This window comes from Ruegeria sp. BE3, assembly GCF_056538865.1.
Genome location: NZ_JBQFTW010000004.1, coordinates 92900 through 107380 on the forward strand (window position 1 = coordinate 92900; position 14481 = coordinate 107380).

Sequence of the window (14481 nt, forward strand, 5' to 3'; positions counted from 1 at the left end):
GCGATTGCGGGCAGATTGGGGTTGCAGCCAATCGGAGGATGCCATGTCGATCACACGTCGCAGTTTCACCGCTTTGTTGGGGGCCGGTGCCGTCGCGCCCTCGGAGCTCTGGGCGCAGCAGGAAGATCCGGTGCTGGAGGCGGTGCGGTCCACGCTCTATGCCGGACGCACAGATTTTGAGGCTGGGATGGCCTTTCTCAGGGACCGTGGCAATCCGGATGTCGTGCCCGCCCTGCTGACTGCGATGCGGTTCGGGCGACGGCGCGAGGTCGATATTGCCGAAGTGATGGAGGCGCTGACCGGGGAAACGCTCGGCACCGATTGGTTCGGGTGGATGCTGTGGCAGGAGAAGAATCCCCAGATCGTACCGCATGCCTCATTGGCGCCGTTCAAGCGCGAAGTGCTGCTGGGGATCGACGAGAACTTTGACCTGTTCCTGCGGCCTGAATACCTGCAGCGCGACAAGATGAAGATCCGGCTGGAAGAAATCACGTGGGGCGGTGTGGTCAAGGACGGCATCCCGTCGCTGGACAATCCCAAGCTGATCCCCGCGGCGCGGGCGGACTACATGAAAGACGACGATCTGGTCTTTGGTGTCTCGATCAATGGCGATGCGCGCGCTTATCCGCTGCGGATCATGGGTTGGCACGAGATGTTCAATGAGGTGATCGGAGGAGTTCCGGTCGCATTGGCCTATTGCACGCTCTGCGGGTCGGGGATTTTGTTCGAAACGCAGCTCGAAGGGCGGCGCAAGCCGTTTGTCTTTGGCTCGTCGGGGTTCCTGTATCGCTCGAACAAGCTGATGTTCGACCGCGAGACGCATTCGCTGTGGAACCAATACACGGGCAAGCCGGTGGTCGGACCGCTGGTCAACAGCGGGATCGAGTTGAAGCAGCGTCCGGTGGTGATCACCCGCTGGGACAGCTGGAAGGCGTCGCATCCGGATACGCAGGTGCTGTCGCTCAGCACCGGGCATCGGCGCAACTATGGCTCAGGTGTGGTATATCGCGAGTATTTCGCCTCACCCGATTTGATGTTCCCGGCGCTGGTGGATCAAAGGCAGCATCGGCAGAAGGATTACGTGTTTGCGGTGCGTCAGTTCGGGGCGGCACGGGCATGGCCGCTGCAGGCATTCAAGGGCAAGCCGGTGATCAATGACGCGATTGGCGGGCGGGCGTTAATGCTGATGGGCGACCCGGACAAGCGTAGCGTGCGAGCCTATGAGCGCGGATCGCATCAGTTCCGCGCAACAACCGATGGCGGGTTACTGGACGAGGCTGGCAACGCTTGGCGGGTCACCGAAGAGGCGCTGGTTGCCCCGGATGGCGCAGAGTTGCCGCGTGTGGCCGGGCATATCTCGTACTGGTTTGCCTGGGATAATTATCTGGGCGACGTAGCCAGCGTTTACGGGCGCTGATCAGGAATGTTCCTCGGCCGCGGTCGCGGCCAGCGCACGGTTATAGGCCTTGAGTGCGTCGACGTGGTACAGCGCGCCGACCGGGTTTTCACAGCCATCCTTGTCGATGATCACCACCGGGATACAGGGGATGTCATCGCGGTCGAAATAGGGCATCGCGGCCTCTAGCGTGGCGCTGGCCTTGACGCAGAGGCCCTGTTCGATCAGCGCCTGCGCTTCTTCTTTGGTGATCGAACGCGGATCGCCGATGGGCCGCATCACCGCGCCCGCGCGCAGCATGGCCAGCAGATAGGCTTGCGGCCCGGCGGCCAGATGCACATTGCGGCGTTCGAGCTGGGTCAGGAAAAACGACCGGTCGACAAGGCGTGAGGCCAGCGCGGTGGACATCGAGACCGAGACCATCACGGCGAGGCCGATCTGCCAATCTCCGGTCAGTTCAAATACGATGAGCGTGGTCGAAATCGGCGCACCCAGAACGGCAGCCGCCACGGCCCCCATCCCGGCAAAGGCATAGAGCGTATGGGTGCCCGACACATCCGGCAGCAGGCCGGTGGCGATCAGGCCGAAGGCCAGACCGGTGAGCGCCCCGATCATCAGCGAGGGTGAAAACACGCCACCACCCATGCGACCGCCCATGGTGATCGCCACAGCGGCGGTCTTGATGATGGCGAACAGGATGGCAGTTGTCAGCACAAGGTCTCCGGTCAGGGCACGGATCGTAGTCTCATAGCCGACGCCGATGATATGCGGGAACCAGACCGCAAGCAGGCCCAGCATCGCGCCCGAAACACCGGGGCGCAGCCAGCGTGGCAGGGACAGGCGGTTCTGGATATGGGTGCCGATATCCTCGGCAAAGAAGATCGAGCGCATCAGCACCAGCGCCACCAGCCCGCAGATCAGGCCAAGGATCAGGAAGGCGGGCAGTTCGACGTAGAATTGCAGTGAGCCGGGGGTTTCAAGCGTGAATTCGGTCACGTCGCCATAGGCCAGCCGGTTGATCACCGTGCCCGCGACCGAGGCGATGACGATGGGGGCAAAAGCGTGCACGGCGAAATGGCGCAAAACCACCTCAAGCGCGAACAAGGCCCCGGCGATGGGGGCGTTGAAGCTGGCCGAGACGGCAGCGGCCACGGCGCAGCCGAGCAGGTCACGCCCGGTGATGCCGTCGGCGTGGATACGGTCGCTAACCCAGGTCGAAATGACGCCAGCCATGTGCACAACCGGCCCTTCCCGCCCCGTGGACCCGCCGGAGCTGAGCGTGATCAGCGAGGCGATGAAGGACGCAATACCGGCCTTTTTCTCGACCCGACCATCGCTGATGGCAGAGCCTTCGATCACATCGGCGACCGAACGCACGCGGCCATCATCAGTGTACCTGTTCAGGATGATCCCGACGACCAACCCGCCGACCACAGGGGTAAGGAAGATCCAGAGCCAGTGCAGCTTTTCGGCATGGCTGTGGAGGTACAGGATATCGTCGGTGTTGTAGAGATAGGCCTGCAACGCGGCGATGGCCATGCGGAACCCAAGCGCCATGAAGCCTGCGGCGACGCCGATAATCAGGGCGATGAACCAGAATTGTATCTGGCTGGGGCCACGGTGGCGCATCACCCGCCATGCATCCCGCAGCGCCGAGAGGGCCTGGTTGAGCTGATTGCGCAGCACGGTGCGGGTCGATTGGGTCATTGGCCCTCGGTTAGCGTGGTCGCCTGACCCTTAGTAAGCCACTCGGGGGCCTGAGAAAAGTCGGTTCACGACAAGATGTTCACAGAATGCGCGTTATGCATCCAACAGGGCACGGGCGGCGGCGCGCGCCTCGTCCGTGATGGTGTCGCCTGCGACCATGCGGGCGATTTCATCCACCCGGTCGGGCTCAGCCAGCGGGATCACGGTCGAGAGCGTCTGATCCCCTGTCACCTGTTTCTGCACCCGCCAGTGATGCGCCGCGCGGGCGGCAACCTGCGGTGAGTGCGTCACCACCAGAACCTGCCCCCCCTGCGCCAATGACGCCAGACGGCGGCCAACTGCATCGGCTGTGGCGCCGCCAACGCCGCGGTCGATCTCGTCAAAGATCATGGTGCGGGCGCTGTCATCTCCGGTCAGGCAAACCTTGAGCGCCAGCAGGAAACGGCTGAGTTCACCGCCCGAGGCGATCTTGTTCAGCGGGCCAGACGGCGCGCCGGGATTGGTGGCTACGGTGAAGGCGACCGCGTCGGTACCTTCGGGGCCGGGATCGGTCGCGGTGATTTCGGTCCGGAACACGGCGCGTTCCATTTTCAGCGGCGCGAGTTCCGCCATTACGGCGCTGTCCAGCGCCTGAGCCGCCTTATTGCGCGCTTCGCTGAGCGCGTTGGCGGCAGCGTCATAAGCTGCTTGCGCCTCGGTCACGGCCGCGCGCTTGTCGCTGAGGTCGGCATCGCCCGCATCGAGCCGGTTCAGCCGGTCGCGCAGCGTGTCGGCGAAGGTCCCCAGATCATCCGCGGCCACGTCATGTTTGCGCGCCAGCGCGCGGATGGCGAACAGGCGTTCTTCGGTCTGTTCCAGCTCCGCCGGGTTAAAGTCGAGCGCCTGCAGGCAGGTATTCACACCGTCCTGCGCCTCACCCAGCTCGATCAGGGCACGGCCTAGGGCTGCGATAGGCTCTTCCAACTGACCGCCTGCACTGTCCGACACGCCTTCGAGCCAGCGGACGGCATCGGCCATCGCGCCCTCGGCCCCGTCGCCGCCCAGCAGCGCGAAGGCGCGAGCCACGTCATCGCGGATACGCTCGGCCCCTTGCATCATGCGGCGGCGGGCGTCGAGCTCGGCATCCTCACCCGGCTGCGGGTCAAGCTGATCCAGCTCGGCCACGGAGTGGCGCAGGAATTCCTCTTCGGCGCGCATGGCCTCCAGCGTGGCCTCGGTCTGGGCCAGCGCCTTTCGGGCACGAGACATTTCGGACCACGCGGCGCGCACGGCGGCAAGCCGATCCCCTGCCCCGGCATAAGCATCCAGCATCGCGCGGTGGCCGCGCGGGTTCAGCAGGCCCCGGTCATCATGTTGTCCATGCAGCTCGATCAGGGTTTCCGATAAGGCACGCAGCACCTCGCCCGAGCAGCGGCGATCGTTGACCCAGGCGGTCTTGCGCCCCTCAGCCGTGTTGACGCGGCGCAGGATCAGCTCCTCGCCGCCGGGCAGACCGGCCTCGGCCAATATGTCATGGGCGGGGTGACCATCGGGCAGTTCAAATTCGGCCACAACCTCGCCCTGCGCCGCGCCCTGACGGACCAGTTCGGCGCGTCCGCGCCAGCCCAGCACGAAGCCCAGAGAATCCAGCAGGATCGATTTGCCCGCGCCGGTTTCACCGGTCAATGCGTTCAGACCCGGCTGGAAGGTCAGTTCCAACCGGTCGATGATCAGCATGTCGCGGATATCAAGGGCGCGCAGCATCGGGTCTTTAGCATCCCACGCCTGTAGCCATGGCCGTTACAACCACTCACCCTTGATGGTCTGGCGATAGATCTGGCTGAGCCAGTTGTTGCCACGGCTCTTGAGGTCAAGCCCACGCGAGGTCAGCAGCGCGTACCCTGCTTCGTACCATTCCGAGGACTGGTAGTTGTAACCCAGAATCGCACCGGCGGATTGCGCCTCATCCACTAGACCCAGCGCCAGATAAGCCTCGATCAGGCGATAGAGCGCTTCGGCGGTGTGGGATGTGGTCTGGAAATCCTCGACCACAACGCGGAAGCGGTTGATGGCGGCAGTGAAGTGATCCTGACGCAGATAATAGCGCCCGATCTCCATTTCCTTGCCGGCCAGATGGTCGAAGGCCAGGTCGAATTTCAGGATCGCCGAGGTGGCGTATTCGCTGTCGGGATAGACCTCAATCACCGTGCGCAGGGATTGCAGCGCCTGAAAGGTCAGGCCCTGGTCGCGACCCACTTCGTCGATCTGGTCATAATAGCTGAGCGCCAGAAGATACTGCGCATAGGCCGCGTCTTCGTCGGTCGGATAGAAATCGATATACCGCTGGGCGGCGGCACGGCTTTCGGCATAGTTCTTGTCGGAGTGGAACGAAAACGCCTGCATGATCAGTGCGCGCTTGGCCCAGTCAGAATAGGGGTACAGGCGTTCGACTTCCGAGAAATACCACGCCGCATCATCCGAGCGATTCTGCGACAGTTCGTATTCGCCGCGGGTGAAAATCTGTTCGGGCGTATACCCTTCGAGGTTCTGATTACGGTCTGCGCCGCGGCTGCCGAACAGGCCATTGTCGCCGCACGCGGTCAAAACTGCTGCCACGAGAAGCGCGCCTGCGATTCTGACTGCCGCCTTGGTGCCAACCATTCCGCCCATCCTTGTCGTCTTACTTAGCGGGATTTGTCCCTGATCGGACCTCGGTCTAGCACATAAAATTCCGGGGCAAAACGCCTTATGCACCCTCGTGACGCAATTGTCGCCAGAGTTGATCGGCTTACGCCACCTGAGGAATTTCGCTGCGGACGAGGCCCTGACCGGGCAGACGCGCAGCCTGTTCCGGGGTGCACAGCACCGGACGCACCGCGCCGGGTGTTTCGAACAGCTTGCGCAGCAGGGTGTTGGTCATGGAATGGCCCGACTTTTCACCGGTGAACCGTCCCAGAATCGGACCGCCTGCCAGATAGAGATCGCCCAGAGCGTCCAGCATCTTGTGGCGTACGGCTTCGTCCGCGTGGCGGAAGCCACCGGGTGTCAGCACTTCGTCGCCCTGCACGACCACGGCGTTTTCCAGCGTACCGCCCAAGGCGAGCCCGTTTTCGCGCATCGCCTCGACATCGGTGCGGCGGCAGAAAGTGCGGCTGTCGCAGAGTTCGCGGGCGAAAGATCCGTTGCGCATGTCCAGAACCTTGGTCTGGCTGCCAATGGCGTCGTCTTCGAAATCGATGTGGAATTCGATCTCGAGCCCTTCGGCCGGGGCAATCGACGCGCTTGCGCCTTCGCGCGAAACGGTGATCGGCTTGAGCACTTCATAAGCCAGAACCGGGCTGGCCTGACGGCGCACGCCTTTGGCCATGATGCCGCGCACGAATTCAACGGACGAGCCATCCATGATCGGAACTTCGGGGCCGTCGATCTCGATCAGTGCGTTGTGGATACCGCATCCGGCCAGCGCAGCCATGATGTGTTCGATGGTTGAAACGGATACGCCTGCGTCATTCACCAGACGGGTGCAGAGCGGTGTGCGCTCGACCACGTCATAGATCGCCGGGATCAGTGCATTGCCCAATTCGATATCGGTGCGCTTGAACCAGATGCCGTGACCGGCTGCGGCTGGCTTCAGGACCATCGTTGCAGGCTTGCCGCCATGCAGGCCGACGCCTGTAAACGTGACCGAAGATTTGAGCGTATGTTGCAAAATGAACCTCAGCGCGTGGTGTCCAGCCTAGGGTCGGCTGTGTTGAACCCCCAACTAAGGAAGCGGGCGCTAAGGCTCAACTCACTCTTTGCAACCGATTGAAACATGATTGTGACAGATCGGCAAAACCCTGCTTAGCCCCTGTCAAAACCCTGTAATTAAAAAGAAAAGGGCCGCCAAATGGCGACCCTTTCCAACGATTTTGTTACCGCGATCAGTTGGCCTGACGGCGCAGGAAGGCCGGAATTTCGATGCGATCCTGCTCTGGGTCAGCCTCTTCGCGGGCCGGTGCCGTTGCGTCAGTTGCCCGCATTGAGGGCTGTTGGCGTACGGGTTGGGCCGGTGTATCGGCGGCGTGGCCGGTCATCCGGTCGATCAGACGATTGAACCCGAAACGGGGGCGCTCCTCGGCCGATTGCTGCGGCTCGGGGGCCGCTTCGCGCGGTGCTTCGGCCTGCCGCAGACGGTTCTGCGGGACCTTCTGCACAGCTGCCTGCAACCGCTGCATCGCCTCGGGCGACGGGGTGCCGGGGGTCTGGGCACGCGGGGCGGCATAGGAGTCTGCGATGTCTTCCGGCTCGGGCTGGGGCTCGAACTGCGCCACCTGCGGCTGGTAGGCTGGCGGCGGCAGGCCGTCATCCTCTTGCGCGGCGGGTTGTTCTTCATGCCAGCCTTCGTTCAGCTCAACATCTTCGATCGATTCAAACAGCGTGGGGGCGATGTTTGCATCCTCTGCGGCGGGGGCCTCATCCGCGGCTACGTGTTCCTGTGCGGGCTCTTCCGCGGATACCGTCCGGGTCAGCGGTGCCGACATCGAGCGGCGCGCGACCGGCACATCGTCGGTTTTCTCGCTGGCGTCGATACCGGTGGCAACGACCGAAACGCGCATTCCGCCTTCCATCTCAGTGTCGAGGGTCGAGCCGACGATGATGTTCGCCTCGGGGTCCACTTCCTCGCGGATGCGGTTGGCGGCTTCGTCCAGTTCAAACAGGGTCAGGTCGTGTGCACCGGTGATGTTGATCAGCACACCCTTGGCACCCTTGAGACTGATTTCGTCCAGCAGCGGGTTGGCGATGGCCTTCTCAGCCGCCTGAATGGCGCGGTCTTCGCCGGTTGCTTCTCCGGTGCCCATCATAGCCTTGCCCATCTCGTCCATCACGGCACGAACGTCCGCGAAGTCGAGGTTGATCAGGCCCGGACGCACCATCAGGTCCGTCACGCCCTTGACGCCCTGATACAGAACGTCGTCGGCCATCGAGAAGGCCTCGGTGAACGTGGTCTTTTCATTGGCCAGACGGAACAGGTTCTGGTTCGGGATGATGATCAACGTGTCGACGACCTTTTGCAGGGCATCCACGCCGTCTTCGGCCTGACGCATGCGCTTGGCGCCTTCAAACTGGAAAGGCTTGGTGACAACACCAACGGTCAGCACGCCCAGTTCCCGCGCCGCCTGCGCGATGATCGGAGCCGCCCCGGTGCCGGTGCCACCGCCCATACCGGCGGTGATAAAGCACATATGCGCGCCCGCCAGATGATCGACGATCTGTTCGATACTTTCTTCGGCAGCTGCGGCCCCTACGGTCGGACGCGCGCCTGCGCCCAGCCCTTCGGTAACCTTGACACCCAGCTGAACCCGCGCCGACGAACGGCTTTGCTGCAGCGCCTGTGCGTCGGTGTTGGCGACGACAAATTCAACGCCATCCAGCTGTTTTTCGATCATGTTGTCGACAGCGTTGCCCCCAGCGCCGCCAACGCCAAATACGGTAATCCGAGGCTTGAGTTCGTCGTGCCCGGGCATCGAAAGATTCAATGTCATGCTCTGTCCGCCTGTTTATATGTTGCCGCAAAATGCGGTTTTTTCTGACCTATCCACAGATTATTTTACTGTGTCATTTCGGAAACGTCACCAGAAAAATCGCCAGAATCCACAAAATATGGAGGAAATAAGGCATCGAACAACGGCATTTCGCTGTTACCGCGACATGTTGCGGCGAAAGGCTCATGCACCACTACACACGGAAAAACCCCACCCGCCCTGCGGGGGTGCGAAAACTCATTGATCACTCGTTTTAATCGCGGAAAACTGCTCAATGTCCTACCGCTGGGCCTCTATCGGGCCTTAGATAGTATTTTGCGGGAAATTGGCGGTCGCCGCAACCGATTTCTTTAGCTTATCGGGACACTTGGGCAGTTCAGGCTGTCCTCGGAAATGCTGCGGACCTCTTGGGTTTCACTGCCAACGAAGCGCGCCAGACGGACCATCAGCCGGTCGTCATGCAAAAAGGGCCACCAGCAGACCGGCAGGCCGTCGGGCGCATCGTCATAGAGAAAGCAGATCTGGCCGTTCGGCGTGGTGATCTGACCATAGACGCAACCCCGCCCCTCCATCCGCCAGACTGAGAGAGTCGGGCTGAGGAATTCCTCGGCCCCGACCAGCATGCCGCTGCGGATTTCGTGGAAAGTGATTGTCTTGCCGACGACGGCGTTCAGAAACGCCTCGGGCGAGATCAGGGTCTGGGCCGCAGCCGCAGCGGGCAAGAAGGCCGCGCTGAGGGTTGCCCGGCGCAGACGTTTACCAATTGTCACGGAACCAGCGCACGGCGCGTTTGAAGGGGCGTGCGGCGTAGGTGTCGACAGGGATTTCGAAATCCCACCATTCGTCCTGCGGGTGCGCCGCAAACAGGCTGAGGCCCACCGCTGACGAGAACCCAGGCCCGGTTGCCGATTGCGGCAGGCCATGCACGCGCAGCGGGCGACCCAAACGAACACGTTGACCCAGAATGCGGCTGGCCAGCCCGTCGAGCCCCATGATCTGGCTGCCCCCGCCAGTCAGAACGATCTGTTGGCTGGGCAGGTGGTCAAAACCTGCGGCGTCCAGACGGGTGCGGACCTCTTCGAGGATTTCTTCGACGCGGGGGCGCATGATGCCGATCAGCTCGGCGCGGCTGACGGTGCGGCGGTCATGTTCCCAGTCGCCAGTATCTCCGCCGATATCGATCAGGTCGCGGTCATCGGCCCCGGTTGCGTGGACACCGCCGTTGAAGGTCTTGATCCGTTCGGCCACCGCAGCAGGCACGCCGAGGCCCATCGAGATGTCGCTGGTCACGTGATCGCCGCCCATGCGGACGCAATCGGCATAGATCATGTGTTTCTTCATGAAGATCGACACGCTGGTGGTGCCGCCGCCCATGTCGATGCAGGCTGCGCCCAGTTCTTGCTCGTCCTCAACAAGCGCAGAGATGCCCGAGACATAGGCCGAGTTCGCAATCCCGGCCAATTCCAGATCGCAGCGCTTGATACAGCGCACGATGTTCTGGATTGCCACCGCGTCGACGGTAAGCATGTGCATATCCACAGCGAGGCTCTGCCCCAGCTGACCGCGCGGGTCGATCAGGCCCGAGCGGTTGTCGAGCGCGAAATTCACCGGTTGGGCATGCAGCACCTCGCGCCCTTCGCCGTAATCGGGCACGTCGCAGGCGTTCAGGACACGACCGACCTCGGCTTCGGTGACCAGTTGGCCTTCCAGATCAACCTGCGCGTCTAGCCCGTAAGAGCGCGGATTGGCCCCCGAAAACGACGCGATAACGTGATCGACGCGGATATCGGCCATCTTCTGCGCCGCCTGCAACGCGGTGCGGATGGCGCGCTCGGTTTCCTGCATCGCGGTGACTTCACCGAATTGCACCCCGCGCGAGCGTGTGGTCGCAGCACCGATGACGCGGAACCCGGTCTGACCGGCCATGGAGCCGATCGAGTTATCCTCGGACAGCCGCCCGGTCCCGTCGAAACGCAGGACGAGGCAGGCGATTTTGGAGCTGCCCACATCCAGAATGGCGACGACGCCGCGTTGCATCGCTTGGCGGCGCATCTGCCGCATGGCGCGTTGGGACTGATAAAGATCGGTCATCATGGTCGTTACTGCCCGCTACTCACATCTACTTTTGTGTTCCACCAGTCTGCGCTGGCTGTTTCGTTCATTCGGATGGTTGGCCGCTGACCGAGGCGCATATCGACCACGGCCACATCACGTTCCAGAAGGTCCTGCACTTCGTTCACCGCCAGCACGCGTTCCAAGGCGCGCGCAGGGCGTTCGGTCGGCAGCATGATGCGCTGCTTGCGATCCAACACCAGATCCCAGCGCCGCTCGCCAACGCGGACAAGGCCGCGGACCCGCTCGCCCAAACTGCGGGCGGTAGAGAGGATTTGCAGCGCTTCCGGTACGTGTTTATCCGCGCCCTTCCCTGCGATCAGCGGAAGGTTCGCGTGATCGGCGCGCGCTGCGATCATGTCCACATGGGCACCGGTCTCATCCAATAGCTCGATCCCGTCACGGGTGCGCCAGACGATCACCGGCTGACGTTCGATCACGTTGACCTGCAGGATTCCGCCGGGGCGAATGCGTACGGTGGCCGATTTCACCGGGTCCAGCCCGGTGATCGTGTCGCGGATCTGTTCGACATCCAGATCCCAGGAGCTGAGCGGAAAGTCGAGCGGCACGACCTCGCGGATATCCTCGGACAATGTGGTCCCTGCCCCATCGATGGCCATCAGGTTGACCATGAATTCGGGGCGTTCCTGGATCGAGGTCTTGATGTCAGCAATATACGTCTCGAGCGCCATGCGGCGATCTTCCGAGGCGAAATACAGACCAATGGCTGTCACGACGGCCAGAATTGGCAGGCCGATCTTCAGGCCCCGGCGAATCCCGGGCGTCAGCATCCAGCGCTGCAGCCGGTAGCTGAGCTTTGACGGGGCCGGATCAACAAACCGGCCCGACCGGCCAAACAGACGCATTCCACGCAGGCGCAGCCTGGGCTCCGCCTTGGGTTCGGGCCTTGGTGCGGTATTAAAGTCGGCATCCGGCCCGGCCAGCGGTTTGGTCCGGTGGATCACCGGCGCGCGGGTGGCGATCAGCGGTCGCATGAGGCGTCCTCCACCATCCAGGCGCAGAGCTGGCCGAACGTCATGCCGCAATACTCGGCCTGTTCAGGCACCAGCGAGGTCGGCGTCATACCGGGCTGGGTGTTGGTTTCGAGCAGGAACAACCCGTCGACCCCCATGCTGTCATCCCAGCGATAGTCGGTCCGTGACACGCCGCGACATCCCAGCGCTTTATGCGCCTTCACCGCATAGTCCATGCAGCGATCAAAGATGTCCTGCGGGATGTCGGCGGGCAGCACATGCCACGATCCGCCGGGCTTGTACTTGGCGTCATAATCGTACCAGCCGCCATCAGTCATGATCTCGGTCACTGTCAGCGCGCGGTCGCCCATCACGGTCACGGTCAGTTCCCGGCCTGCGACATATTTCTCGACCATCACCTGATCGGGCATCGCCTCGTCCAGCTGAGGCGGGCCGTTGGCGTTTTCATGCACGATATAGATGCCGACGCTGGAGCCCTCGTTGTTGGGCTTGGCTACGTAGGGAGGTTCCATCACATGGACCTCGATCACCTCGACCTTGGGCACGATCACGCTGGGCACGACGGGCAGGCCCTCGGCGGCGTAGACCTCTTTGCTGCGCTGCTTGTCCATCGCAAGGGCCGAGGCCAGCACGCCGGAATGCGTATAGGGAATGCGCATCCATTCCAGCAGGCCCTGCACACAGCCATCCTCGCCCCAGCGGCCATGCAGGGCGTTGAAAACCACATCCGGCTTGATCTCTGAAAGGCGCGCGTAGAGGTCGGGACCTGCGTCCAGTTCGACCACTTCAAAGCCTTCTCCCACAAGGGCGGCTGCGCATTCGCGCCCAGAGCTGAGAGACACCTCGCGTTCCGCCGAGGGGCCACCCATCAATACCGCCACTTTGGGGTTTGTCCTGCTCGACATACCCAATGTGCGCCTCAATGTCCCCGGACCTTATGTGGTGGTCCGTACTGCGTTTATGCCTTTGATCCGTCGCCGTTAATTGCCTGTTTTGGTCTGACGGTTGGGGCTTTATTCATTCAGCGGATCACCGACCCGCATGATTTCCCACTCTAGCGTGATGCCGCTTGTTTCGTAAACCTTTTTTCGCACCTCTTCGCCCAGACCTTCGAGGTCAGCGGCGGTGGCTGTGCCGGTGTTGATCAGGAAATTCGAGTGCTTGGGGCTCATCTGCGCGCCACCTTTGATGGCGCCACGCATGCCTGCGTTGTCGATCACCTTCCACGCCTTGAGGTCATGCACATCATCCGCGCGCCCGGTCGAGGAGAACCCGGCGGGATTGCGGAAGGTCGATCCGGCGCTACGATCCTTGGTGGGTTGGGTTTCGTCGCGCTTTTGCAGCTGCGCTGCCATGCGGGCGTGTAGCTCAGCAGGATCGCCCGAGGGGCCTTGGAACGTCGCCGAGACCAGCACCGCGCCTTCGGGCAGGTCGGACTGGCGGTAGCGGAAATTCAGGTCCTGTGGGGTAAGGTCCATGACCTCTCCGGTCCGGGTGACGATGGTGGCCTTTTGCAGCACATCCGCGGTGTAGCTGCCGTAACAGCCCGCGTTCATGCGCACGGCCCCGCCGATAGAGCCGGGGATCGTGCGCAGGAAAGTCAGGTCCACACCCGCATCTGCCGCTTTGCGCGCCACATGCGCATCCAGCGCCGCAGCGCCTGCAGTGACAGTGTTGCCGTCGACCGAAATGCCGTTGAACCCGCGCCCGAGCCGGATCACCACGGCCCGCAGACCGCCATCACGGACAATGAGGTTCGAGCCGACACCCATCGGAAAGACCGGCACATCGGCGGGCAGATCGCGCAGAAAGGCATGCAGGTCCTCGATATCTGCGGGTTGGAACAGATAGTCGGCTGGTCCGCCGACGCGCAGCCAGGTCAGGTCATTCAATGGACGGGCCTGAGTCAGGCGGCCCCGAACATCGGGCAGATTCATCATGTGTTTGCCCTTGCCGCCAGGCTGCGCCCTCCGACACCGCCCATGATCACTGCGAACAGGAAGGGCAGAACACCGCCCGTCAGCCAGACAAAGGGGCCAAAGGCTTGTTCTTCTTCGCCGGTTTCGACGCCCGCAAGCATCACGATCAGCGCCAACGCCACGGCCGAGGTCAGCCCGATCAGCCACAGCAACCCTTTGGTGCCGATCCAGCGCCCGGCGACAAAGCCCGCAAGGGTGCCGAAGACGAGACAGATGAGTGGCAGATAGGCGAAGGTGGCGACGTTGACCATTGGGACCTCCTGAAACGGTCGGTTACTTGTTGGCCGCCTTCATGCCCTGCATTTTCGCCTTTGTCCAACGGGTGAGATAAATCACCGGCCAGCGCAGCACGGACATGCCTGCGGCAAGGACAAGCAGCCCAACCCACGGGCCGTTTTCATAGGTGACATAGCCCAAAATGGGAACGCCCACAGCGATCAGGAAATAGGCGCGTCGCCAGTGGTTGTCTTTGCTGGGCAGCATGGCCAGAATATTGGCGGTCAGCCCCCAAAGACCGGCAAGCGTGATTGACCAGTTCACTCAGACACCTCTCTGCCCGTCCATTTGCGCCAGTAATAGCGGATCGGGTTGCGGTACATCGAGGCAAAGCCGGCAATGGCCAGCACTCCGATGAACCAGCCATAATCGTAGCTCAGCCACAGGATCAGTGCGGGCGCGCTGACAAACAGCACCAGGCCCGGCGGGAATTGCAGGCGCATGGGCAACATCGCCACGATGGTCGAGGCGAGCACCCAGCCGCAGGCGATTATGAGCGACCACGCCACCGT

The 14481-nt window shown here is 62.5% G+C and carries 14 protein-coding genes; 1 reads left to right on the top strand and 13 read right to left on the bottom strand.

Annotated elements, in window-relative coordinates; translation table 11 throughout:
• Window positions 1-43: 43 nt before the first annotated feature.
• Window positions 44-1417 carry a DUF3179 domain-containing protein gene (locus tag ACR0AZ_RS11830; RefSeq protein WP_480658277.1) on the top strand — a complete coding sequence of 458 codons (1374 nt, stop codon included), beginning with the start codon at window positions 44-46 and terminating at the stop codon, window positions 1415-1417.
• On the opposite strand, the gene ACR0AZ_RS11835 is transcribed toward ACR0AZ_RS11830, so the two are convergent.
• The 13 genes from ACR0AZ_RS11835 to ACR0AZ_RS11895 form a co-directional block, all read right to left on the bottom strand.
• Window positions 1418-3103, bottom strand: a complete 1686-nt coding sequence (locus ACR0AZ_RS11835; protein ID WP_480667519.1) for a chloride channel protein — start codon at window positions 3101-3103, stop codon at window positions 1418-1420.
• Window positions 3104-3196: 93 nt separating this feature from the next.
• Window positions 3197-4846 (bottom strand): DNA repair protein RecN, encoded by a 1650-nt coding sequence (gene recN, locus ACR0AZ_RS11840; protein ID WP_480667520.1) that lies wholly within the window; start codon window positions 4844-4846, stop codon window positions 3197-3199.
• A 36-nt stretch (window positions 4847-4882) separates the two neighbouring features.
• Entirely contained in the window at window positions 4883-5743 is an 861-nt protein-coding gene (locus tag ACR0AZ_RS11845; protein ID WP_480470356.1) for an outer membrane protein assembly factor BamD, read from the bottom strand.
• Between the two features lie 127 nt (window positions 5744-5870).
• Window positions 5871-6791: a UDP-3-O-acyl-N-acetylglucosamine deacetylase gene (gene lpxC, locus ACR0AZ_RS11850; protein WP_480470357.1), complete on the bottom strand. Its 921-nt coding sequence runs from the start codon at window positions 6789-6791 to the stop codon at window positions 5871-5873.
• Window positions 6792-7005: 214 nt separating this feature from the next.
• Window positions 7006-8607 (bottom strand): cell division protein FtsZ, encoded by a 1602-nt coding sequence (gene ftsZ, locus ACR0AZ_RS11855; protein ID WP_480470358.1) that lies wholly within the window; start codon window positions 8605-8607, stop codon window positions 7006-7008.
• Window positions 8608-8957: 350 nt separating this feature from the next.
• Window positions 8958-9377 carry a hypothetical protein gene (locus ACR0AZ_RS11860; protein WP_480470359.1) on the bottom strand — a complete coding sequence of 140 codons (420 nt, stop codon included), beginning with the start codon at window positions 9375-9377 and terminating at the stop codon, window positions 8958-8960.
• Window positions 9364-10698 carry a cell division protein FtsA gene (ftsA, locus tag ACR0AZ_RS11865; RefSeq protein WP_480470360.1) on the bottom strand — a complete coding sequence of 445 codons (1335 nt, stop codon included), beginning with the start codon at window positions 10696-10698 and terminating at the stop codon, window positions 9364-9366. The genes ACR0AZ_RS11860 and ftsA overlap by 14 nt, the downstream gene beginning before the upstream one ends.
• An 8-nt stretch (window positions 10699-10706) precedes the next feature.
• A complete protein-coding gene (locus ACR0AZ_RS11870) occupies window positions 10707-11714 on the bottom strand; it encodes a cell division protein FtsQ/DivIB (RefSeq protein WP_480470361.1) in 1008 nt (335 codons plus the stop codon).
• The gene (locus ACR0AZ_RS11875) at window positions 11702-12619 is read right to left on the bottom strand and encodes a D-alanine--D-alanine ligase (RefSeq protein WP_480470362.1); all 918 of its coding nucleotides are present in this window, start codon (window positions 12617-12619) and stop codon (window positions 11702-11704) included. Before ACR0AZ_RS11875 ends, ACR0AZ_RS11870 begins: the two co-directional genes overlap by 13 nt.
• A gap of 108 nt (window positions 12620-12727) precedes the next feature.
• Complete coding sequence (gene murB, locus ACR0AZ_RS11880; protein ID WP_480470363.1) at window positions 12728-13654, bottom strand: UDP-N-acetylmuramate dehydrogenase; 927 nt, start codon at window positions 13652-13654, stop codon at window positions 12728-12730.
• The gene (locus ACR0AZ_RS11885) at window positions 13651-13944 is read right to left on the bottom strand and encodes a hypothetical protein (RefSeq protein ID WP_480667521.1); all 294 of its coding nucleotides are present in this window, start codon (window positions 13942-13944) and stop codon (window positions 13651-13653) included. Before ACR0AZ_RS11885 ends, murB begins: the two co-directional genes overlap by 4 nt.
• A gap of 22 nt (window positions 13945-13966) precedes the next feature.
• A complete protein-coding gene (locus tag ACR0AZ_RS11890; protein WP_480667522.1) occupies window positions 13967-14233 on the bottom strand; it encodes a DUF2484 family protein in 267 nt (88 codons plus the stop codon).
• Complete coding sequence (locus ACR0AZ_RS11895) at window positions 14230-14478, bottom strand: DUF2484 family protein (protein ID WP_480470366.1); 249 nt, start codon at window positions 14476-14478, stop codon at window positions 14230-14232. Before ACR0AZ_RS11895 ends, ACR0AZ_RS11890 begins: the two co-directional genes overlap by 4 nt.
• Between the last annotated feature and the right edge of the window lie 3 nt (window positions 14479-14481).

Coding starts and splice junctions, on each gene's coding strand:
- ACR0AZ_RS11875 (WP_480470362.1), bottom strand. CDS start 12,619: ATGTCGAGCAGGACAAACCCCAAAGTGGCGGTATTGATGGGTGGCCCC.
- ACR0AZ_RS11830 (WP_480658277.1), top strand. CDS start 44: ATGTCGATCACACGTCGCAGTTTCACCGCTTTGTTGGGGGCCGGTGCC.
- ftsA (WP_480470360.1), bottom strand. CDS start 10,698: ATGACCGATCTTTATCAGTCCCAACGCGCCATGCGGCAGATGCGCCGC.
- ftsZ (WP_480470358.1), bottom strand. CDS start 8,607: ATGACATTGAATCTTTCGATGCCCGGGCACGACGAACTCAAGCCTCGG.
- recN (WP_480667520.1), bottom strand. CDS start 4,846: ATGCTGCGCGCCCTTGATATCCGCGACATGCTGATCATCGACCGGTTG.
- ACR0AZ_RS11870 (WP_480470361.1), bottom strand. CDS start 11,714: ATGCGACCGCTGATCGCCACCCGCGCGCCGGTGATCCACCGGACCAAA.
- ACR0AZ_RS11885 (WP_480667521.1), bottom strand. CDS start 13,944: ATGGTCAACGTCGCCACCTTCGCCTATCTGCCACTCATCTGTCTCGTC.
- murB (WP_480470363.1), bottom strand. CDS start 13,654: ATGATGAATCTGCCCGATGTTCGGGGCCGCCTGACTCAGGCCCGTCCA.
- ACR0AZ_RS11845 (WP_480470356.1), bottom strand. CDS start 5,743: ATGGTTGGCACCAAGGCGGCAGTCAGAATCGCAGGCGCGCTTCTCGTG.
- ACR0AZ_RS11835 (WP_480667519.1), bottom strand. CDS start 3,103: ATGACCCAATCGACCCGCACCGTGCTGCGCAATCAGCTCAACCAGGCC.